Origin of the sequence: Streptomyces sp. NPDC091282 (assembly GCF_044757385.1) — a bacterium.
Taxonomy (GTDB): Bacteria; Actinomycetota; Actinomycetes; order Streptomycetales; family Streptomycetaceae; genus Streptomyces; species Streptomyces gramineus.
In genome coordinates this window covers 75630-95418 of record NZ_JBIVUX010000008.1, presented here as the reverse complement: position 1 = coordinate 95418, position 19789 = coordinate 75630, and the positions used below count along the sequence as shown (strand labels likewise).

Below are 19789 nucleotides of genomic sequence, written 5' to 3'. Positions count from 1 at the left end.
GGCACCTTTCAGGAAGCGGCGGCCGGACGGGCGGCGGCCCAGTGCGGGGTGTCGATGACCTCGATCACGGCGCACGCGATATTGAGTCCGGGCCCGACGCCGAGCATCAGGAAATGGTCCCCGGGTCCCAGTTCACCGGAGAGCAGGAGTTGTTCGAGGGCCACCATCTGATCGCTGGCACCGATATGCCCGACGGTGCGTCCCTGTTCCCAGGTGGAAAGGGACATCGGCAGGCCCAGCGGTATCATCGCGCGTCCTTCGACGCGTTCCCGCGACCCGTTGGCATAGGCGACGCGGGTGACGTCGTCCATCGTGATCCCGGATTCGTCGAGGGTGCGGCTGACGAGTTCGTCCTGTGCCGCCACGAGTTTCAGCGGTCCTGCCGGGTCCCGGTCCGGGCCGTCCAGCCAGCGGTCCTTGGAGTCGCCGAAGTCGAGCTTGCCCGGCCGGCCGGCTCCCGGCGGGAACAGCGGCTCGGGCCCGCGGTGCATGGCTTCGTACTCGGGAAGGGTGATCGCGTTGACGGACTTGAGCCGGGCGAAGCCCTGCCGGCGGCTCAGGACCACGGCGGAGCCGGCGTCGCCCATGACGAAGTGCGGGCTGAAGCGCCAGCGTTCCAGCAGGTCGGAGGTGAAGTTGTCGGCGGAGGTGACCAGTGCGGCCTCGTGGTCGGCGGACGCCATGAGGTGGCCGGCCGCGAGTTCCAGGGCCGAGAACATGCCCATGCAGCCCTGCCGCAGCTCGGCCGCGGTCGCCCGGCCGGCGCCCGTGTGCCGCTGCACGTAGTACTGCGGACACCAGCCGTGGGGGCCCTGGTACCACACGCTGACGTAGAGGAGCAGGCTCAGGTCCGCGGGGTCCTGGCCGGCCCGGTCGAGCGCCTCGCGGCAGGCCCGTACCGCCATCTCGGGGGCGGGCACCTCGCCCGCGACGGTGACGCTGGTGATGCCGTACGCCTCGGCTGCGGCCCGGTCGATCAGTCCGCGTTCGATCGCCCATCCCATCGGAACCCGGTCGGGCAGATATGCTCCCAGCCCGCTGATCAGCACATCGGACGCTTTCATGACCCACCCCGGAATCTCTCTCGTTCGCGTGTCGTGAAGAACTGCTCAGGTAATGGTCGAGGGCGCGCGGAATCGCAATTCCGCGCGTGGTGACAACGTTTTCCGTCGGGGTGGGAAAGAGTAAGGAATTGGTGGGAGAAGGTGTCGGCCTCTTACGGATCGAACCGTGTCGTCGGTCGTCCGGAGGGTGCACCATGCTGTCGGTGAGAAGCGGGTGGGAATCTTTTGAGCGTCGACCCGCTCATGCGCCAAACTCTCGAAACCCGTCATGATCCGGCAGGGGTGTGAATTCCTTCGAGTAAGGGTGCACTCCGTTTCAGTGTGCGTCAAGATGCTGACGACATGAGCGAGGCGATAAGGGCACATCGAGGGCATCGAGGTTTAAAACGACGGGTGGTTCGCGTGAGGACCTTTAGAAGGTCGAACGGCGCCACGGTCTCCGCGGCGTCCGCCCGCACGGGGACCGGAAGCCGAGCGGGCCGGCCGCACCGCGCGGAGGGCTCCCTCATGCCCTGTCGTCGCGGGCGGCGACGCGGGTCACGGTGACCGTGACGGTGACCCGCTCGGCGGCCGCGAGGCGGGAGGCGAGCGCGGCGCGCACCCGGTCGTGGACGTCCCGGGCGACGTCCAGCGGCCGCCGGCCCTCGGCGAGGGAGCACCGCACCTCGACCCTCCACCCCGAACCGTCGGCGGCCCGCTCGGCTCGGACGCCCGCCTCGGGCGGTGCGTGGCGGGACGTGGTGTACGTCCGGGCGGGCACGGCGGCTGCCGCCAGGCGGCGGGCCAGCCGGGGCGGCAGGCCGGTCACGCCGGGAACGGCGAGGGCCGCGTCGGCCGCGACACCGACGAGCGCGGCCGGGCCTGCGGTGGTCACGGCGCACCGCCGCCGACGTGCCGCGGCCACGGCTCCAGGACGTCGACCACGTCGATGTCGACGGCCGCCACGGCGAGTCCCAGGTCCTGGGCGGCCGATCGGAGGACCGCTTCGCGTACCCGGTGCACGGTCTCGGGCAGCGGACGGCCGAGGGCTGCGGCCACGGTCATGGTCACGAGGACGTCGAGGCCCGCACCCGCGGGCGCGAGCCGGCAGGCCGCCGCCCGCGTGCCGGGGACCGTGTCCGCGGCCCGCCGCAGGATCTTCGCCGCCGCGCTCTCGGCGATCCGCAGGTCCCGGTCCGGGTCGGCCAGGCGCAGCAGCCGTCCCAGTCTCGCCTCCGCCCTGACGGCGGCCATGACCCGGTCGGCGAGCGCGCGCAGTCCGGGCGGGTCCGTCGCGCGCAGCGCCCGGGTGGCCGCGTCCACCGCCGCCAGCCCCTCCACGGCCTCGCGGCAGTGCGGGCAGGTCCGCAGGTGCGGGTCCGCGGCCGACGCGTCGTCCCGGGCCTGTTCCCAGACCTGGCTGAGGAGGCGGCCGCAGGGCAGCCGTTCGTCCCCCGGGAGCGGGGGTGTGTCGCGGGTGGCCGATTCGATGCGGGTGCCGTCGGCCTCGGGCGGTCCGGAAGGGCGGGTGTACGGGCGGTCTAGCGCCATGGGCCCATCGCCTCCTGGAGGGATCGGCGTGCCCTGAACAGTCTTCCGCGGACCGTGGGTTCGGAGGTCCGCGTCACGTGAGCGATCTCCTTGTAGGGCAAGCCTTGCACCTCTCTGAGGATCCAGCAGATCCGCTGGCCGGCGTCGAGTCCGGCGAGGGCGCGGGTCAGGTCGGCGGCGGCCGCGTCCTGTTCGGCGACCCGTTCGGGCTGGCTCCACGCGTCGCCCGCCACGGGTTCGGCCGCGGTGCCCAGCGGGAGGGGTGCCGGCCGTCGCCCGCGCATGGTGAGGCAGCGGTTGACGGTGATCCGGTACATCCAGGTACGGAACTCCGCTCCGTGCCGGTACTCGGGCAGCCGCCGCCACGCGCTGACGAAGGCCTCCTGCACGGCGTCCTCCGCATCCTGGGGGCTGCCGAGCATGCAGAGGGCGAGGGTCAGGAGGGGCCGGCTGTGCCGTCGGACGAGAACGGCGAACGCGTCCTCGTCGCCCTCGGCCGCGCGTACGGCCAGCAGGCCGTCCGGCAGGTCGCATTCCGGCCATGTCGAGGCGGTGCGTTCGATCATGACAACTCCCGCACAGGGCTCAGGATCGCCAGGTACCCACGCATATGCATGTGATGCGTGTCACATCGGGCGGGTGTGAGAAATGCGCCGCCGTATGTGTCCAACGGTGTGACGAGACCACCGAGGTGTCTCCCACCGACCGATCGAGGCGACCGCCATGACGGACAACATCACCAGCGTGAGCGGAGGCGGCCGGGCGGACGCGGGCGTGAGTGCGCTCAAGGGCCGCACCGGCGCCGGGGCTCCGGCCGAGACGCGGGGCAGGACCACCATCGCGGACGGCGTGGTGGCGAAGATCGCGGGCATGGCCGCCCGCGAGGTACCGGGCATCTACAACCTGGGAGCCGGGATGGCCCGCGCCCTCGGGGCGATGCGGGAACGCGTCCCGGGCGGCGGGGGAGGCGTCACACGCGGCGTGAAGGTCGAGGTCGGCGAGCGGCAGGCCGCCGTGGACCTCGACGTCGTCGTCGAGTACGGCGTCTCCATCGTGGACGTCGCCGGCGGCGTGCGGACCAACGTGATCAGCGCCGTGGAGCGGATGACGGGGCTTGAGGTCGTCGAGGTGAACGTCGTGGTCGACGACGTCCACCTCCCCGACGACGACGAGGGGCAGACCGAACCGGACGAGGGCCGGGTGCGGTGAGCGCCGTGACCGCCGTCGGACACCCGGGCACGAGCGGGTGCGCACGGCGGGACGGACGCCCACAGGACGGGTGAGTGCAAGATGAACACAGCGATGACGGGCCTCGCGGCCGGGATGGCCCTCGGCTTCGCCGCGTACTTCGGCGGCTTCTGGGCGTTCCTGCTCGTTCTCGTCCTCGGAGCGGTGGGGCTGATCGTCGGCCTCGCCGTGCAGGGCGACCTCGACCTGCGTACGCGGAGGCAGCGGTGAACGCACGGCCCGGTGCCCCGCGTACCGGCGGCGGGACCGGGCCGCCGGCGCGGGACCTCGGCCTGCCGCCCCCGGCCGAGCGGGGCGCGACCGTCATCCCCGACCGGGTGGTCGCCCGCATCGCCGTCCAGGCCGCCCGGACCGCCCAGTCCCGGCGCGCGGCCGTACCGCCCGACCGGGACGGACCGGCGGCGCCCGACGCCACCGCGGTGACCCGCACCGGCACCGTGCGCCTGCACCTGGCCATGGACCTGCCCTATCCCACCGACATCCCCGCGGCCTGCGCGCGGATCCGGCAGGACGTCTCCGGGCGGGTCGCCCAGCTGACCGGCCTGGAGGTCACGGAGGTCACGCTCACCGTCCGGCGGCTGGTGACCGCCGCCGGTGCGGGGCGGGGACGGGTCCGGTGAACCGCCCCGCACCCGGTGCCGCCCGCCCCACCACGCGAGGAGGAGGACCGCCATGACACCCGACCCCGACCCGCCCGCCGAGCCCGTCCCGGTTCCGGAGGCCGAGGAGCCCACGGCGGAGCAAGCCCCGCCCGCCACGCGAGCGACGGACGACGGGCCCGCCGAAGGACGCCGGAGCCACCGGCCGTGGTCCGCGCGCCGTCTGCCCGCGACGCTGGTCGCGGCGCTCGTTCTCGTGGCGTCGGGCGCGGCCCTGGTCGACGTCATCGCCGTACGGGCGGGACGTCCCGCGGCGGCCTGGCGACGGCAACTCGCCGACGCGCTGGCGACCCGCCCCGTGGACGACGTGTGGATGCTCACCGGAGCCGCCGTGGCGGCCGTCGCCGGTCTCTGGCTGATCGTGCTGGCCCTCACGCCCGGCCTGCGGAACTGGCTGCCCCTGCGCTCCCCGCTGCCCGGCCTGCGGGCCGTCCTGGACCGCGACGGCGCGGCCGGTCTGATGCGGGACGCCGGCCTGCGGGTGCCCGGGGTCGGCGACGCGCGCGTCCGGATGGGCCGGCACCGCGTCACGGCACGCGCGTACGTCCGCTTCCGCGACCCCGGGCGGGTGAAGGACGACCTCACCGCCGTCCTCGACGACGAACGCGACCGGCTCGCCCTCGCCCACCCGCCCCGCATCGCCGTACGCGTACGGCGAAGCACCCACTGACCGACACCCAGCAGCACCGGAGCGCGCACCATGACGCCGCAACCCGTGGTCAACCGAGTCCTGCTGGCCCTCGCGGGCCTGATCCTGCTCGGCGGCGGCCTGCTGATCCTCTTCGCCGGGCTCGACCTCTACCGGCGCCACGACCTGGTGCCGCCCGCCGGCTGGCCGCTGACCGTCCCGGGCGACGTCCTGCTCGGCTCCGCCGACCGGGACCGCTGGAGCAGCCAGGGCTGGTGGTGGTGGCCCGCGGTCATCGCGGCCCTCGCCCTGGTCTTCCTGCTCGCCCTGTGGTGGCTGCTCGCCCAGCTGCGCGCGCGCCGACCCGGAACCCTGCCCGTCGGCGGCACTCCCGCGCAGGACGGCGTCGAACTGCGCGACCGCGCGCTCAGCGACGCGATCGCCGCCGAGGCCGGCGCCCTGCCCGGCGTCGCGCGTTCGGCCGTACGCATCACCGGCCGTCCGGCCCGGCCGCACACCCGCGTCGGCCTCACCCTCACCTCCCGGGCGGAGCCCCGCACCGTCCTCGACGCCCTGTGCGAGGGCCCGCTGCGCACCGCGCGCCGCTCCACCGGCTCCGCCCGGCTGCCCACCGAGGTCCGGCTGCGGGTCACCGGCCACAGACCGCACCGCGTGGAGTGAGCAGACGGCCCGGCCACCGGCGTCGCGCCCCGCCGCGGAGGTCGTGACGCCGGTGGCCGGGCCGGGCGGTCAGCCGCCGATCAGGTCGAACTCCTCCCACGGGCCGATGGCGGTGCGGTTGGCGATGAGCGGGGCGGCGCCCGCGTTCTCCGCGGTGACATAGTCGCCGTTGACCACGGACTTGAGGGAGACGCTGCCGTCGCCGTTGTGGACGAGCTGGAACTGCTCCCAGGTGCCGACCGCGTCCACCTTGGCCAGCAGCGGATCGGCGCCCGCGTTGTCGGCGGTGACGTACTTGTTGTTGGCGTGCGCGCGGAGCGCGACGGTGCCGTTGCCCTGGTCGATCAGGTCGAACTGCTCCCAGGGGCCGATGGCGGTGCGGTTGGCGATGAGCGGGGCGGCGCCCGCGTTGTCGGCGGTGACGTAGTCGCCGTTGGCGTGCGCCTTGAGGGACACGACGGTGCCGTTGCCGGGCGTGCCGCCGCCGCTGCCGTCGATGCCGATCTGCACGGTGCCCAGGTGCTTGGCGGCGGTCGCCGGGGAACCGGAGACCTGTGCGTAGGGCAGCGCCGTGGTGGGGGCCGTGACCTGCTCGACCAGGTAGGACTGGCCGGATACGACCGGCACGTTGAAGGTGCCGGCGGTGGTGGAGGAGACGACCACCGCGTTGCTGGAGCCGTTGACGACCTGAACCGCCTTGCCGGGCCAGGGGTTGCGGACCTTCATGGTCTGCGACGAACCGGCCTGGATGGCCACGGTGACCGGGCTGCCGCCCTGCACCTGCACGCTCACCCTGGTGTTGCCCTGCACCGCGACCGTGCCGCTGACGTCCCAGCCGGCCGGCCACGCCGGGGCGACCCTGAGCGTGCCGTCGTAGTCCTGTACGAGCGCCTCGTCCAGGGCGGTGGCCACTCCGGAGGCCTGCTCGATGTAACCCTCGGTCCCCACGGAACTGCCCAGGTCGGCCAGGCCGTTGATGTACACCTGATGGGCCTGGGTGATGGCGACCAGCCGGGAGGCGACCTCACCGGCCAGTCCGAGGCGGGCGGCCTGGATCGCGTCCATGTTCCAGTCGTTGCCCGCCCCGTAGAACACCCGGTGGTTGTAGGTGCGCACCGCGAGGTCGTGGAGCGCGCCGGGATCGTCCGTGACCAGGTTGTACGGCCACACCGGCTCCAGGTCGATGTTCTCGCCGTTCCTGATCGTCGCGGTCGGCTGGTAGGACCAGGCGATGACGTCGTTGCCCGAGGAGTCGGCCGACGGCGGCAGCACCTGGGTGTGGCCGAAGTCGGTGCGCGCCCACGGGGGTATCTGGCCGATGGCGGTGGTCAGTTGCGACTGGAGGGAGGTGTCGGTGCCGAGCAGTTTCGCGGCGCTGACCACGGCGGGGAACAGCGCGGCGTCGGCGGCCAGGTCGGTCGTCGGGTCCTGCACCGCCCACTGCGTCTCGTGCGCGTTCGCGACCGCGTGCAGCTTTCCGTCGGATCCCACCTTCTGGTAGGCCAGCAGGAACGTCGCCGAGTCCCGCATCAGCGGGTAGTACGTGCGCAGGAAGTTCAGGTCGCCGGTGTCCTGGTACTGCTGCCAGACGTAGAGGCTGATCTCCGCGCCCGAGGTGACGTTGAGGGCGTTCCAGTTGGGGCTGCCGGGCTGGCTGCACGCCGCGTTGGCACCCGCCGACGGGTCGCCGCCGTTGCCGTTGAAGCGCATGACCTCCGGGACGCAGGCGCCCGGCAGACCGCCCATCTGCTGCTTCGTCCAGGCCTCGATGGCGGTGAGGTTGTTCTGGTAGAGATTGAAGATCGGGATGTTGAGCGCGAAGTTGCCGCTGCTCATGTTCGCGGAGATCTGGGTCCGCAGATTCCACAGCCAGGTCGCCGACGGCGTCCAGTTCTGGTGGTCCTGGCCGAAGTTGAACATGTCGGCGACCCCGGCCTGGCTGCCGGGGACGGTGCCCCGCATGGACGCGGCCTCCATGAACAGGTAGATCGTGCGCAGCGACTCCATGTACTGCGCCTGGCCGTCGGAGGAGTTCGCCTCCAGCAGCCCGCTGTTGGCCCAGTAGTTCGCCCACCAGGACTGCTGGGTGGAGAGCAGCGAGGACTCGGCGGCGCCCGCGTCCGAACCGAGCAGCGCGGAGGCGGTGCTGCCGGCGTTGCCACCGGTCCAGGTCGGTGCGCCCGCGATGACGCGGAAGGATCCGTCGGCGTTCGGTGTGAAGTTCACCTTCACCTGCGTCCCGTTGACGACCTGCGCCGAGACGTTGCGGCCGCCCGCGCTCAGCGCGGCCAGCGAACCGAAGGTCCGCCCGGAACTGCCGGCTTCCTGGTTGTCCACCCAGGTCTCGGCCAGCGTGCCGATCGCCCCGGAGGCCGCCGCCTGCGGGCTGCGTCCCGACCACAGGCCGACCGTCGCGGACTGCGCGGTGCCGGGATCGGCGCCGGTGACGTCCACGATCAGTTCGTCCTTGGTGGCCGACACCCACGCCTTGAGCGTCATGCCGCCGCCGGACTCGTTCAGCACCCCGGTGTACAGGTCCAGGTAGCCCTTGAAGTCCGAGGCGCCGGTCAGCTTCGACAGCCCGGGAATCGTCACCTGCCCGGGAGACTTGCGGCCCGGCAGGGTGTCGGAGCGGTTGAGCTGGGCGGTGAATCCGTTCGCCGCCCACACCGCGGAGCCGAGCGAACCGTTGCCCAGGGGCAGCGACTGCGCGCCGGCCTGGTTCGGTCTGCCGAGCACGATGTCGGAGCGGCGGACGACGTTCGGTGTGTCCACGTGGAAGCTGCCGTTCTGCCAGGCCGTGGTCACCGTGGCGGCCGCGGCGGGCCGCGCGGCAGCGGGGACGAGGAGACCGGCCGCGAGCACCGCGGCCGCCACTCCAGCTAATGATCGGATGACTCTGGGACGTCGAGACGCGTGGTGCCGTTGCAGCATGATCGCTCCTCGGATGCGCGAATGCGGCGCGTGCGGGTGGACGCGGAAAGCAGTGCACGGGCAGGGCGAAGCACACAGTGGGTGCCAGGGAGAGAGCGTGTCAAGACATTCGCCGCAGATACATCGGATGTATGCGGCGATCGGCAGGTCGGCGTCATGTCGTCAGCACCGGGTCGGCGGCTCCTCGGCGAGGCTGGCGGCGCCCGCGCACGAGGCGGGCGCGCCGGGCGGCCGCACCTTCTTGTCCGCTCCCCGTGTGGCAGCGGCGCCGGGAAGGTGGGTCGACGTCTCGTCTTCGGGTAGGGGTGCCGTGCCGGGGCCGGCACCGGTGCGGTCCTCGGCGGGCAGGCCCCGGGCCCGCCCGAGGGAACGTCGACGGAGGGCACCGTGCACCTGAGTGCGTCACTGCTGTGGAACCCGAGCACGGGCCAGGGCCTGCGCCAGTTCACCGAGCTGGCCCTGGCCCTGGTGCTGTCGACGGTGATCGGCCTGGAGCGCGCGGTCCAGCAGAAGAGCGCGGGTCTGCGCACGCACGCGCTGGTGGGGCTGGGCGCGGCCCTGTTCATGGAGGTCTCCCAGCACGGCTTCGACAACGTGCTCGACCTGCCGCACGTCGTCCTTGACCCGTCCCGGGTGGCGGCGCAGATCGTCTCCGGCATCGGTTTCATCGGAGGCGGCCTGATCTTCGTACGGCGGGACATCGTGCGCGGGCTGACCACGGCCGCGACGGTCTGGCTGACCGCGGCGGTCGGGATGGCGTGCGGCGGCGGTCTGTGGCTGCTGGCCCTGGTGGCGACCGCGGCCTACTTCCTCATCGTGCGCGGCTACCCGCTGCTCACCCGCCGCGTCCCGGCCATCTCGACCCCCGAGGCGACCGACCTGCACCTGTCCTACCTGCTGGGCCGCCAGGTCCTCTCCCGGGTCCTGGAACGCTGCACGGCGGAGGGCTTCCGTGTGCTCAGCGTGCGCGTCGACCGGTCGCCTCCCGACGACGGCGCGGCATCCGCACCCGGCGCCGGCAGCACCCAGGTGTACCTCTCCATCGAGGGCACCGGCGACGTCCACCGCCTCCTGGCGGACCTGGCCGAACTCGACGGAATCCTCGGCCTGTGGGGGCCGGAGGCCGAGGACACGTACTGAGCCGAGCCCACGTACGGAACGGACCGGACCGGACGACCGGCCGGTCGGGCACGGTGGTTCGCTCACGGCATTGTGCCAGGTCAGGCGGGTGTGCCCGCGGGCGGAGTGGCTCGCCGTCCTCGTCCCCGAGCAGGCCATCGCGCGAGGTCCGGCGCCTCGACCGGAGGCCGCCGCACCGCCCCGCCGGTGCGACGGCTCCCGGAGGCTCGCCGCGCCTCACTCCACGTGCCGTCCGGTCATCAGGATCCTTCGCCGTGGGTCGACAGCACGTGGAACAGCCGTGGCTGCACGTCGGTCGCGATGGTCGCGGCCTCGTCCATGTGGACGCGGGCGGCGGGGTTGGCGAGCATCGCGCGGTAGTGCTCCTCGGACTCCCACTGGGCGTAGTTGATGACGCGTTCGCCGTCCTGGGAGGCGTGGAAGTTGGCGCAGATGAAGCCCGGCTGGTGTTTCATGGTCTCTTCCGTGGCCCGGGAGAGCAGTTCGAGGAGTTCGGACTGGCGCGTGGGCGAGACGGTGAAGACGTTGATCAGCGTCGCCACGGGACGCGTGCTGTCGATCTGTGCGGTAACGGTCATAGTTCTTCATCTCCCCTTACCCAACTCGGGTGTGCCATCGGCCGGACCACATTCCCCCGATCGGATGCGGACCTCCGGCGGGGGAGGGGCGGGTGGCCCGCGTCCAGCCTCGGCGGAGGTGTCCGGATGGTCCTCAGGCCGCCACCGCCCGGACCGCCGCGACCGGGTGGAGCGCCGCGTACTCCAGGGGTGCGGAGGGGTCGATCGACACGTCCAGCGGGGCGGGTTGGGCGCCTGCGCGTACGAGGAGGTCGCCGACGGCCGCGATCATCGCGCCGTTGTCCGTGCACAGCCTGAGGGGCGGCACGCGCAGCGTGATCCCGGCGGCGCGGCAGCGTTCCTCGGCCAGCGAGCGCACCCGTGAGTTGGCGGCGACCCCGCCGACCACCACCAGCGTGCCGACCCCGTACGCGCGGCAGGCCGCCACGGCCTTGCGGGTCAGGACGTCCGCCACGGCCTCCTGGAGCGAGGCCGCGCCGTCCGCCACCGGCAGCGCGCGGCCCGCGTGTCCTTCCGCCCAGCGGGCCGCCGCCGTCTTCAGCCCCGAGAAGGAGAAGTCGTACGACCCGGGCAGCGGGCGCGGGAAGGCGACGGCGCGCGGATCCCCCTCGCGGGCCGCCCGGTCGATGGCCGGCCCGCCGGGATACGGCAGTCCGAAGGCCCGTGCGACCTTGTCGAAGCACTCCCCGGCCGCGTCGTCGATCGTGTCGCCCAGATGAAGGATCGGGTCGCGGGCCAGGTCGCGCACGAGCAGCAGCGAGGTGTGGCCGCCGGAGACGATCAGCACCACGCACGGATCGGGCAGCGGACCGTGCTCCAGGGTGTCGGCGGCGACGTGGCCGGCCAGGTGGTGGACGCCGTACAGCGGCACCCCCAGCGCGTACGCGATGCCCTTGGCTCCGGCCAGTCCCACCTGGAGGGCGCCGGACAGGCCCGGACCCGTGGTGACGGCGACGGCGCCGATGTCCGACAGCCCCAGCCCGGCCTGGTCCAGGGCCTGCCGGATCACGGGGCGCAGCGCGTGCAGGTGCGCCCGTGACGCGATCTCCGGCACCACGCCGCCGTACCGGGCGTGCTCGTCCATGCTCGACGCCACGGCGTGGCCCAGCAGTCGCCCGTCCCTGACCAGCCCCGCGCCCGTCTCGTCGCAGGACGACTCGATGCCCAGCACGACCGGAGAGTCCATCCCCACTCCTCCTGCACTTGGAAAGTTATTGCGAGTAGTGTGCAGTAAGGGGGATGGTGATGCGTACCCGGCCAGGGTGTGGTGGCCGTCGCCCGGCGGCGGTGCGCTCCGGCGGCCGTACCGTGACACGGAACCGATCCGGCGCGGACCAGGAACCCGGGTCGAACGCCCCGTCGACGCGTTTGCGTGGATTCGGTTCCCGCTCTCAATTCGGCCAGGGCGCGTCCAGTACGCGTTCGACCATCGTCGTGCGCCGGAAACCCGGAATGAAATGTTCCAGGACGTCCGCGTTGACGGTCCCGTACGTCGTGTCGGGGCGGTTCTTGAGTCCGTCCACGAACGCCTGAAGGAATCCCTCCTTGAATTGCCCGCGCGGATGGGCGTCGACGATTTCCGCCACCCGGTCGGGATCCAGCCGGTCCAGCCCCCAGCCGACCGCGTCGGTGAGAACGCCGTAGTTCGTGGCAGCCGCCTCCGGGCCCATGCGGCCGGGGATGCCGGGGGTCGTGTGCAGCGCGATCGCCGTCCAGACGACCTGCGCGGCCTCCTCGGAGAAACCGCGGTCGAGCAGGAACTTGTGCGCATGGTCCGCGCCGTCCAGCTCGAAGCGCTGTTCCACTTCGGAGAACGGTGTCGAAAGGCCCGTGTCGTGGAACATCGCGGAAAGGTAGAGCAGCTCCGGATCGGGCCGCAGACCGAGCGCGCGGGCCTGCAGAACACCGAACAGGAATACCCGCCGGGAGTGGTGGAAGATCAGCGGGCCGGCCGTTTCCCGGAGGAATGCGGTGGCCTCCGTCACAGCCGCCGTATCGGGAATCTCCACTGCTGCGATGATGTCGTTCATGGTGTTCCGTGCTTTCGGTGGGATCGTGCGGAGCGGGCTGTTCGCCTCGTCTCCACGGTGCCGATCGCCCGGCTTCCGCCGCCACCTGGGCACGGCCATGAACCACTCGGATTCGGACACCTGGGGAACCGGACTGTGAGCTCCGCACCGCATCGGGTCGCGATCCTCGTCTACGACGGGGTCGCGCTGCTGGACGTCGCCGGCCCCGCGGAGGTGTTCGGCGAGGCGAACCGGCTGGGCGCCGACTACCGGATCGCCGTCCTGTCGGCCTCCGGCGCCGCCGTCACCTCCTCGACCGGCATCAAGATCGCCGTGGACGGCGTTCCCGCCTGCGAACCGGCCCCCGACACCTTCGTGCTGCCGGGCGGAGCCGTCTACCCGCGGGCGCCCGTCACCCGCGAGCTGGCCGACGCGACCAGGGAGCTCGCGGCCGGCGCCGGACGGGTGGCCTCCGTCTGCTCGGGAGCCTTCGTGCTGGGAGCCGCGGGCCTCCTGGACGGCAAGCGCGCGACCACCCACTGGAAGATCACGCGCGAACTCGCCGAGCGCCACCCGGACGTCCGTGTCGAACCCGACGCCATCTACGTGCGTGACGGCGCCACCTACACCTCCGCGGGCGTCACCGCCGGAATCGACCTGGCGCTGGCCCTCGTCGAGGAGGACCACGGTGCCGACGTCAGCCGGGACGTCGCCCGCGCCCTCGTCGTCCACCTGCAACGCGCCGGCGGCCAGTCGCAGTTCTCCGCGCCGCTTCAGGGCCCGCCGCCCCGGTCCCCGGCCCTGCGGACGATCACCGACCTGGTGACGGCGGATCCCGCCGGCGGTCACTCGCCCGCCGAACTCGCCGCACATCTCCACCTCAGCCCGCGCCATCTCACGCGCCTGTTCCGGGAGGAGCTGTCCACCACACCGGCCCGGTACGTCGAGTCGATCCGCTTCGACATCGCCAAGGCCCTGCTCGACCAGGGGCACACGGCGACCAGGGCGGCGTCCCTGGCCGGGTTCCCCAGCTACGAAGCCCTCCGCCGCGTCTTCGCCCGGGAACTCTCCATCGCTCCCGCCGCCTACCAGCGCCGGTTCCGAACCGCCCGCCGCACCGGCTGACTCCGACGGCCGATTCCCCGGACCGGGCCGGACCCGTACGCGGCCTCCGGGACATTTGTGTTCCCGCTTGAGCGGGAACACCCCGTTCCCGGCCGGGAACACTCCTCGGGCCGGGCACACTGACCTCGTCCGTACAGGGTCGTGGTGCGTGCGTCCGTTCACCGGATGGGACGCCGGCGTTCATTCGGAGGTGTGCGTGAACCGGTCGTTGCTGACCGTGCGTGCGGCGCTGGTCCTGCTGCTGGGCGCCCTCGTCGGCGTGGGCGCGGGCGTCCTGACGGTGCTGTCGCGGCACGGCGGACCGGCGGAGGCGGTCATGGTGGGAACCGGTGCGTGCGCGGGCGCCGTGGCCTTCTTCGACCGGGTCATCGATGAGCGTTAGCCCTTTGTCTCCCGGTGAGTTCGGGAAGCGGACGGCCCCGGCCGGGAGGTCCGCCTCCACGGGCGGGTGCCGCGTCGGAGCGGGCGGGCGGGCGCGGGCACGGACCGGGGCGCCGAGGCGGTTCCGGGCGCGGATGCACACAGGTGAAGGGCGGGGGAGCGGGTGACCGGGGAGGACGGCCGTGAGGGCTGGGGCTTCGAGGACGCGGAGGGTTTCAAACCGCTGTCGCCGAAGCTCCGTCCGGAGGTGCGGGAACTGGCCGTGGCCATGAGGCGGTTGCTGAAGGGATCGGGCAAGTCGCAGCGTCAGTTCGCCGCGTACTACCGCACCAGCGTCTCGTCGGTGTCGCGCTACCTGAGCGGAGAGCGCATTCCGGAGAAGCACTTCCTCGACGGTCTGATGAAGTCGGCCTGCAAGGCGCACGGCACGGAGGTGCCCGCGGACCTACAGGGCCGGATCTACCGGCTGCACCGTGACGCGCTGCTCGCGGACAATCCCGCACGCTACCGGGAACAGATGGCCAGCGACCGCCTGGAGGAAGCCGTGCTGCGGGAGGAGGAGCTGGAGATCGAGTCCCGCGAACTGCACCGTGCCGTGGAGGGCCACGTACGGCAGCTCCAGGCGATGGAGTTCCAGCTCCGCCAGATCGAGGCGGCGCAGGCGCACGAGGCGCACACGCCGAGAGCCGAGATCGAGCGGCGCAGGACCCGCAAGGAGGAACTGGAGGAGGAGTGCGTCCGGCTCCGCGAGGAGGTGGCCCGCCTGGAGCGTTCCCTGCGGGACGCGGAGCGGGACCGGGACGCGGCACGGCTGCGCTGCCAGGACCTGGAGGCCGAGCTGGCCGCGGCCAACGAGTCCGCCGAACGCGCCGACCTCGAACGCCGGGCGCGTGCGGAACGCCTGCGTCTGGCCAAGGCCGTCGACGTGGCCGAGCACCGGCTCGCGGACCTCGAACGCGTCCACGAGGAGGCCGAACGCGTACGCGGCGAGGCCGGGCAGGAGGCCGCCAGACGACTGGAGGAGGCCAGGGCGCAGGCGGACGAACTCCTCAAGGAGGCCCGGATCCGGGCCACCAGGGTCAGGACCACGGTGCTCAGACGTCCGGCCGCGCTGCGGCAGTTGAGGGACGCGGCCGTGCGGATGGCCGAGAGCAGCCTCCCGGAACTGGCCGAGCAGCTGGACCGTGCCCGGCCGCAGGAACTGCGGGCGGACGCCTTCACGCAGACCATCGGACTGCAGGGCCACGACGACGTCGCACAGGCGGCCAGAGCACTGGAGGCCGCCCACCGCGCCGGTGTCGAACTGGCCGTCGGCCAGGCCCTCCTGAGGCAGCGGTCCACCGCCGTGCTCAGCGCGTTCGCCCGCCGCTGGCAGTATCTGCTCCACCGGCAGTTGACCCGGATCGGGGAGATGGAGACGGCGGAGGACGACCCGCGGCGCCTCGCCGCCTTGTTCGACCTGGACCACCTGGCCACCCGGATGCGCCGCCACTGCGAGAACCTCCTCACCTTCGCGGGATCGGACGCCGGCCCCCACGACGCCCAGGACCTGCGGCTGGTCGACGTGCTGCGGGCAGCCGCCGGCGAAGTGGAGGACTACCAGCGCATCCGGCTGATCTCCGTGCCCGCCCTCGCCGTGGTCAGGACCGCCGTGTACGACCTCGTCCACGTCCTCGCCGAACTCCTGGACAACGCCATGATGTTCTCGCCGCCCCAGACCCCGGTCACGGTCACGGGACACGCGCTGCCGGACGGCCGGGTCCTGCTGGAGATCGAGGACCAGGGCATCGGGATGACCCCCGACGGATTCGCCGATGCCAACGCGCGCCTCGCCGCGCCTCCCACGCTGGACGACGTCGACGGCCTCCGGCTCGGGCTGGCGGTGGCCGTCCGGCGCGCGGCCCGGCAGGCGATCCGCATGCAACTGCGCCCCTCCGACCGTGACGGCGTGACCGCGCTGGTCATGCTCCCCGCCGGCATCTGCGACCCGTCCGGCGGCACCGCCGTCTGGCGTGAGGACTTCGCCCTGACCGCCACCGGCCTGTTCGGCACCGCACCACGCGGCGAGGGCCTGCCCGTCGAGCCGCCCCGCACCCCGTCACCCGCCCAGCACCTCTTCACCATCTGCGATTCCGGAGGCCTGTTCGTGGAACGTCCGGTCTGAGCCGCGGTGGACGGCCCTCAGGTGTCGAGGAGGGCGGGGACGATGATGTCCTCGCTGGTCAACAGGCGCTTGGAGAGACCCTGTTCATGGTGGTAACGCAGGAACGTGTCGAGGGCCTTGCGGTTCGCGCCGAGACCGTAGGGCCACCAGTCCTCCCCGAGCAGCGCCCTGTTCTCCTCGAAGTGACTGCTGAACCACGGGGTGATCACCCCCATGTGCTGCTTCGACGCGCCTTGGCGGTAACGCTGCTGGGCGATCTCCTTGGACTCGCAGAATGCGCGGTAGATCGAGGTCATCAGGCTTGTCCGCGTCGCCAGCTCCCGGCGGACCGCGACGACGTGCATGGCGGGGAAGATCCCGGTGCGCCGGTAGTAGTCGCGCTCGACGCGCTCGTAGTCCGGGTAGAGCCGTGCGATCCTCGTGGAGCCGTCGAGGAGGGCTCGGGGAACGTCGACCGAGATGAGCGCGTCGATCTCGCCGGCCGCGAGCATCGCGCCCAGGGTCTCGTCGTCCGCCGCGTGCCGTACGTCCACTCCTTCCGGCACGGGCTGCGGGAGCCAGTCGAAGGCGGGGACGGGACGGTCGGTGCCGCCGATGACCCAGCGCGACTGATCGGGGGTCAGACCGTACTCGTCGGAGAAGATGCCCTTGATCCAGACGCCGGGGTCGTGTCCGAACAGCGCGAACTCGCCGATCGTCCGGCCCGCGAGATCCCGCGGTCCGCTGATCCCCGCCGCGGTGTTCACGAAGACCGACGAGTGCCGGAAGTTGCGGTTCGGGAAGACCGGCAGTGCGAGGAACGGGGAGTCGTCGAGGTCGAACGTGCGCAGGAAATAGGTCAGTCCGTACTCGGCGACGTCGTACCGGCCCTCGACCGTGCGCCGGAAGATGTCCGACACCAGCCCGGCCGTCTCGAAGGTGGCATCCGCCCCGTCGATCGGGACGCGGCCGTCGAGCAGTGCCTCGGTGTGCTCGTAGCGGTAGGTGGCGACACGCAGTTCGGTACTCATCCGGGACCCTCACTTCCGTGAATGACCTTTCACTTTTAGGCTAGGGTCACGGGTGGAACCCGTCAAGGTAAATGTTCATTCACTGTGTAGCCTCGTCACGAAGGAGGGGTCGGCATGCCGCGCCTCACGCCCGAGCGCCGCGAGACCAAGCGTGCGGAGATCGTGGCGGCGGCCCGCCGCTGCTTCTCGCGCGACGGTTTCCACCAGACCTCGATGCCGGACATCGCCGCCGAGGCCGGTGTCTCGGCCGGCGCCGCCTACCGCTACTTCGCGGGCAAGGACGAGATCATCCTCGCCATCGCGGGAGACGCGTTCCGGCTGGTCTTCGGACCGATCGAGCAGTTGGCCGCGGGCACCTCGGCCGTCTCCGTCGCCGACCTGGTCACGGCATCGCTGGAGGTGCTGAGCGCCGACACCGTCACCGACGCCGCGGGCCACGAGGTGCCGGTCGAGGAACTGCTGCGCTGCGCCGTTCAGACCTGGTCGGAGCTGCTGCGCAACGACGCCGCCCGAGCCCACGCCCTCGAAGGCTTCGAGTCCGTGCGCGGCAGCATCGCGAGCGCGCTGCGCCGCGGCCAGGAGGCGGGCGTCGTCGCGCCCGCACTGGAGCCAGAGCGCGGCGCCCGCGTGGTGATGGGCCTGCTCCACGGCTTCCTGCTGCAACGCGTGGCCTTCGACCTGACGGACACCACCGGCTTCAACGACGACATCCGCACACTCCTCGGGGACCCGGGGGAGCCGGACACGACGCGGCGGTGAGCGGTCGTTCCCCGGCCCGCGGAGAACGCCGCCGCGCGCGAACCCGCCGGACATGTTCCGGACTGCAACGTCCACGACGTGTTCGACCTGTCCTGACACCTCCCCGCCCCGGCGGAGCGGACGCCGCCCTTCATCAGGTACGGCCGGTCACCGGGCCTCGCGGAGTCCGAGGAGGTAGGCGGCGGTGAGTGCGACGGCGCGGTCGTCGTCGTGCGACAGGTCCGCGAGGGCGCGTGACGCCGTCTGCCCTGGGATGCCCGCCAGCGCCTGGGTCAGCCGTCCCCGCGCGGGCGCCTCGGTCGTGGCGTGGGTGAGGCGGTCGACGAGCGCGGTCGCGATCCGTTCGGCCGCCGCGGTGTCGCTCGCCAGCGTGCTCAGGGCGTCCGCCGCCTCGGTGTCGTTCCCGCCCGCCGCGATCATGCCGATGAGCGTCGGGACCGCTTCGGCCACGCCACGGGTGCCGAGCGCCAGGGCCGCGTACCCGCGGACCACGACGTCGGGGTGCGTGAGGGCGTCCCGCAGACGGCCGGCGGCCTCGTCGCCGGGCAGCTCGGCGAGGGACTGGACGGCTCGCTTGCGCACGGCCGCCACCGGCGATCCGAGGCCCTCCGCCAGCAGGGCCGGTCCGCCGCCGTCGTCGGATCGGGCCAGCGCCCACCGCAGGGCTCCGGCCACGTTCGGGTCCGTCTCGCTCAGCGCCGCCTCGACCAGCGCCTCCACCGGGACCGGAACTCCCCGCGCCGAGGCGAGGGCCGCGCGCTGCCGGGCGTCGGCGCTCTGCGACCCCAGCCCCTGGAGCAGCGCCACGACCTGGAGGACGTCCTCCCAGTCCGCCGGCTCGGCCGCGTCGATCCGGCTCAGCCGCGTGAGCAGTTCGGTCTCGGCGGCGATGCGGTCCCGCGTCTGACGCACGAGGTCGCCGACGAGCGCCGAGGGCGCGAAATCCGGATCGTCCAGCGCGCGCCCGATCTCACGCAGCGACAGCCCCAGCGACCGCAGGCTCTCGATGTGGAAGATCCGCCGGATGTCGTCCGCCGCGTACTCCCGATAGCCGGAGCCGGTACGGCCCGAGGGCCGCACCAGTCCGAGTGATTCGTAGTGCCGGAGCATGCGCGCACTGACCCCGGACCGCCTCGCCACCTCACCGATCAACACCGCTCTATCGTCCGTCCCCTGGCGCCCCGGTGAGGGCGACGACGCGCTTGGCCTCCTCGACCGCCTGCCGGAATCCGGCGTCCGGGTCGCGCAGCAGCCGCTGGGTGGCGAGCGCGTGCGCCCGCACGCCCGGGTCGCCGTCCGTCGCCGCGCTCTCCAGGACGGGCCCGCTCACCTCACCGAGCGCGGTGAGCGCCTGACTGAGACTCAGCTGCGTCTCCTGCCCGCCGCGCCCGAGCTGTGCCGCCAGGGCCGCGGCCAGGGCGGACCTCTCGTCGTCGGGTACGAGCACGACCGCGGCCCGCCAGGCGCTCCGCGCCACCATGTCGTCGGCGTCGGACAGCAACGCCGGTGTGACCGCCTGCCACGCCCGCCGGTCCCCGATCTTGGACAGCGTGTGCAGGGCTTGGCTGCGCGCCTGTGCATGCTCCGACTCGGCTTCGCCGAGCAGCCGGGGGAGCGTCAGCGACACCGGGTGACGGACCAGGGCCCAGGTCAGCATGTCGCGGACGAAGAACTCGGGCTCGACCGCGCAGCGCTCGACGAGCTTGTCGACGAAGTGCGGACCGGGCGCCGTACCGGCCGCCAGCGCGGCCCGCAGCCGCACCGACGACCGGCCGTCCTCCAGCCCCCGGAGCGTCCGCTCCGCATCCGTAACCCCACGCGTCATGGTCATCGGGACCACCTCCTCACGAAGCAGTCAAGGCCTTGCCACCGTGTCAAG

At 72.5% G+C, this 19789-nt stretch carries 21 protein-coding genes; 10 read left to right on the top strand and 11 right to left on the bottom strand.

Annotated elements, in window-relative coordinates:
* Nucleotides 1-8 precede the first annotated feature (8 nt).
* The 4 genes from ACIQOE_RS32300 to ACIQOE_RS32285 form a co-directional block, all read right to left on the bottom strand.
* Nucleotides 9-1064 (bottom strand): ketoacyl-ACP synthase III family protein, encoded by a 1056-nt coding sequence (locus ACIQOE_RS32300; RefSeq protein WP_401415200.1) that lies wholly within the window; start codon nt 1062-1064, stop codon nt 9-11.
* A gap of 505 nt (nt 1065-1569) precedes the next feature.
* Entirely contained in the window at nt 1570-1938 is a 369-nt protein-coding gene (locus ACIQOE_RS32295) for a hypothetical protein (protein ID WP_351323357.1), read from the bottom strand.
* Nucleotides 1935-2594, bottom strand: coding sequence for a hypothetical protein (locus tag ACIQOE_RS32290; protein WP_365557135.1), 660 nt, complete (start codon nt 2592-2594; stop codon nt 1935-1937). The genes ACIQOE_RS32295 and ACIQOE_RS32290 overlap by 4 nt, the downstream gene beginning before the upstream one ends.
* Entirely contained in the window at nt 2585-3160 is a 576-nt protein-coding gene (locus tag ACIQOE_RS32285; protein ID WP_365557138.1) for a sigma-70 family RNA polymerase sigma factor, read from the bottom strand. The genes ACIQOE_RS32290 and ACIQOE_RS32285 overlap by 10 nt, the downstream gene beginning before the upstream one ends.
* 157 nt (nt 3161-3317) lie before the next feature.
* Here ACIQOE_RS32285 and ACIQOE_RS32280 point away from each other — a divergent pair, with 157 nt between their 5' ends.
* From ACIQOE_RS32280 to ACIQOE_RS32260, 5 genes are all read left to right on the top strand, one after another.
* Nucleotides 3318-3803: an Asp23/Gls24 family envelope stress response protein gene (locus tag ACIQOE_RS32280; RefSeq protein ID WP_351323360.1), complete on the top strand. Its 486-nt coding sequence runs from the start codon at nt 3318-3320 to the stop codon at nt 3801-3803.
* An 81-nt stretch (nt 3804-3884) separates the two neighbouring features.
* Complete coding sequence (locus tag ACIQOE_RS32275) at nt 3885-4052, top strand: hypothetical protein (protein WP_351323361.1); 168 nt, start codon at nt 3885-3887, stop codon at nt 4050-4052.
* On the top strand, nt 4049-4462 hold the full coding sequence (locus ACIQOE_RS32270; protein WP_362640926.1) for an Asp23/Gls24 family envelope stress response protein: 414 nt from the start codon (nt 4049-4051) through the stop codon (nt 4460-4462). The genes ACIQOE_RS32275 and ACIQOE_RS32270 overlap by 4 nt, the downstream gene beginning before the upstream one ends.
* A 52-nt stretch (nt 4463-4514) precedes the next feature.
* The gene (locus ACIQOE_RS32265) at nt 4515-5171 is read left to right on the top strand and encodes a DUF6286 domain-containing protein (protein WP_401415196.1); all 657 of its coding nucleotides are present in this window, start codon (nt 4515-4517) and stop codon (nt 5169-5171) included.
* Nucleotides 5172-5201: 30 nt separating this feature from the next.
* Nucleotides 5202-5810: an alkaline shock response membrane anchor protein AmaP gene (locus ACIQOE_RS32260; protein WP_351323364.1), complete on the top strand. Its 609-nt coding sequence runs from the start codon at nt 5202-5204 to the stop codon at nt 5808-5810.
* Between the two features lie 69 nt (nt 5811-5879).
* Here the strand turns inward: ACIQOE_RS32260 and ACIQOE_RS32255 are convergent, their stop codons facing one another.
* Nucleotides 5880-8687: a fascin domain-containing protein gene (locus ACIQOE_RS32255; protein ID WP_401415193.1), complete on the bottom strand. Its 2808-nt coding sequence runs from the start codon at nt 8685-8687 to the stop codon at nt 5880-5882.
* 444 nt (nt 8688-9131) lie between these two features.
* Here ACIQOE_RS32255 and ACIQOE_RS32250 point away from each other — a divergent pair, with 444 nt between their 5' ends.
* Nucleotides 9132-9884, top strand: a complete 753-nt coding sequence (locus ACIQOE_RS32250) for an MgtC/SapB family protein (RefSeq protein ID WP_351936725.1) — start codon at nt 9132-9134, stop codon at nt 9882-9884.
* A 239-nt stretch (nt 9885-10123) separates the two neighbouring features.
* On the opposite strand, the gene ACIQOE_RS32245 is transcribed toward ACIQOE_RS32250, so the two are convergent.
* The 3 genes from ACIQOE_RS32245 to ACIQOE_RS32235 all read right to left on the bottom strand — a co-directional run bounded on the left by ACIQOE_RS32245 (nt 10124) and on the right by ACIQOE_RS32235 (nt 12492).
* Nucleotides 10124-10462: an antibiotic biosynthesis monooxygenase family protein gene (locus ACIQOE_RS32245; RefSeq protein WP_365557149.1), complete on the bottom strand. Its 339-nt coding sequence runs from the start codon at nt 10460-10462 to the stop codon at nt 10124-10126.
* Between the two features lie 133 nt (nt 10463-10595).
* Complete coding sequence (gene tsaD / locus ACIQOE_RS32240) at nt 10596-11648, bottom strand: tRNA (adenosine(37)-N6)-threonylcarbamoyltransferase complex transferase subunit TsaD (protein WP_401415191.1); 1053 nt, start codon at nt 11646-11648, stop codon at nt 10596-10598.
* Between the two features lie 205 nt (nt 11649-11853).
* Nucleotides 11854-12492 (bottom strand): HD domain-containing protein, encoded by a 639-nt coding sequence (locus ACIQOE_RS32235; RefSeq protein ID WP_399010497.1) that lies wholly within the window; start codon nt 12490-12492, stop codon nt 11854-11856.
* Between the two features lie 135 nt (nt 12493-12627).
* Here ACIQOE_RS32235 and ACIQOE_RS32230 point away from each other — a divergent pair, with 135 nt between their 5' ends.
* From ACIQOE_RS32230 to ACIQOE_RS32220, 3 genes are all read left to right on the top strand, one after another.
* Nucleotides 12628-13596: a GlxA family transcriptional regulator gene (locus ACIQOE_RS32230; RefSeq protein ID WP_401415189.1), complete on the top strand. Its 969-nt coding sequence runs from the start codon at nt 12628-12630 to the stop codon at nt 13594-13596.
* A gap of 196 nt (nt 13597-13792) precedes the next feature.
* A complete protein-coding gene (locus ACIQOE_RS32225; RefSeq protein ID WP_351323370.1) occupies nt 13793-13978 on the top strand; it encodes a hypothetical protein in 186 nt (61 codons plus the stop codon).
* A gap of 162 nt (nt 13979-14140) precedes the next feature.
* On the top strand, nt 14141-16141 hold the full coding sequence (locus ACIQOE_RS32220; protein WP_401415187.1) for an ATP-binding protein: 2001 nt from the start codon (nt 14141-14143) through the stop codon (nt 16139-16141).
* A gap of 17 nt (nt 16142-16158) precedes the next feature.
* Here the strand turns inward: ACIQOE_RS32220 and ACIQOE_RS32215 are convergent, their stop codons facing one another.
* Complete coding sequence (locus ACIQOE_RS32215; RefSeq protein WP_401415185.1) at nt 16159-17151, bottom strand: 4,5-dihydroxyphthalate decarboxylase; 993 nt, start codon at nt 17149-17151, stop codon at nt 16159-16161.
* Nucleotides 17152-17265: 114 nt separating this feature from the next.
* Between ACIQOE_RS32215 and ACIQOE_RS32210 the strand changes: the two genes are divergently transcribed.
* Nucleotides 17266-17910, top strand: coding sequence for a helix-turn-helix domain-containing protein (locus ACIQOE_RS32210; RefSeq protein WP_365575383.1), 645 nt, complete (start codon nt 17266-17268; stop codon nt 17908-17910).
* Between the two features lie 147 nt (nt 17911-18057).
* On the opposite strand, the gene ACIQOE_RS32205 is transcribed toward ACIQOE_RS32210, so the two are convergent.
* Nucleotides 18058-19065, bottom strand: a complete 1008-nt coding sequence (locus tag ACIQOE_RS32205; RefSeq protein WP_401415182.1) for a MerR family transcriptional regulator — start codon at nt 19063-19065, stop codon at nt 18058-18060.
* A gap of 4 nt (nt 19066-19069) precedes the next feature.
* Nucleotides 19070-19741 carry a HEAT repeat domain-containing protein gene (locus ACIQOE_RS32200; RefSeq protein WP_401415180.1) on the bottom strand — a complete coding sequence of 224 codons (672 nt, stop codon included), beginning with the start codon at nt 19739-19741 and terminating at the stop codon, nt 19070-19072.
* Between the last annotated feature and the right edge of the window lie 48 nt (nt 19742-19789).

Coding starts and splice junctions, on each gene's coding strand:
- ACIQOE_RS32300 (WP_401415200.1), bottom strand. CDS start 1,064: ATGAAAGCGTCCGATGTGCTGATCAGCGGGCTGGGAGCATATCTGCCC.
- ACIQOE_RS32290 (WP_365557135.1), bottom strand. CDS start 2,594: ATGGCGCTAGACCGCCCGTACACCCGCCCTTCCGGACCGCCCGAGGCC.
- ACIQOE_RS32285 (WP_365557138.1), bottom strand. CDS start 3,160: ATGATCGAACGCACCGCCTCGACATGGCCGGAATGCGACCTGCCGGAC.
- ACIQOE_RS32280 (WP_351323360.1), top strand. CDS start 3,318: ATGACGGACAACATCACCAGCGTGAGCGGAGGCGGCCGGGCGGACGCG.
- ACIQOE_RS32275 (WP_351323361.1), top strand. CDS start 3,885: ATGAACACAGCGATGACGGGCCTCGCGGCCGGGATGGCCCTCGGCTTC.
- ACIQOE_RS32265 (WP_401415196.1), top strand. CDS start 4,515: ATGACACCCGACCCCGACCCGCCCGCCGAGCCCGTCCCGGTTCCGGAG.
- ACIQOE_RS32260 (WP_351323364.1), top strand. CDS start 5,202: ATGACGCCGCAACCCGTGGTCAACCGAGTCCTGCTGGCCCTCGCGGGC.
- ACIQOE_RS32245 (WP_365557149.1), bottom strand. CDS start 10,462: ATGACCGTTACCGCACAGATCGACAGCACGCGTCCCGTGGCGACGCTG.
- tsaD (WP_401415191.1), bottom strand. CDS start 11,648: ATGGACTCTCCGGTCGTGCTGGGCATCGAGTCGTCCTGCGACGAGACG.
- ACIQOE_RS32235 (WP_399010497.1), bottom strand. CDS start 12,492: ATGAACGACATCATCGCAGCAGTGGAGATTCCCGATACGGCGGCTGTG.
- ACIQOE_RS32215 (WP_401415185.1), bottom strand. CDS start 17,151: ATGAGTACCGAACTGCGTGTCGCCACCTACCGCTACGAGCACACCGAG.
- ACIQOE_RS32210 (WP_365575383.1), top strand. CDS start 17,266: ATGCCGCGCCTCACGCCCGAGCGCCGCGAGACCAAGCGTGCGGAGATC.
- ACIQOE_RS32200 (WP_401415180.1), bottom strand. CDS start 19,741: ATGACCATGACGCGTGGGGTTACGGATGCGGAGCGGACGCTCCGGGGG.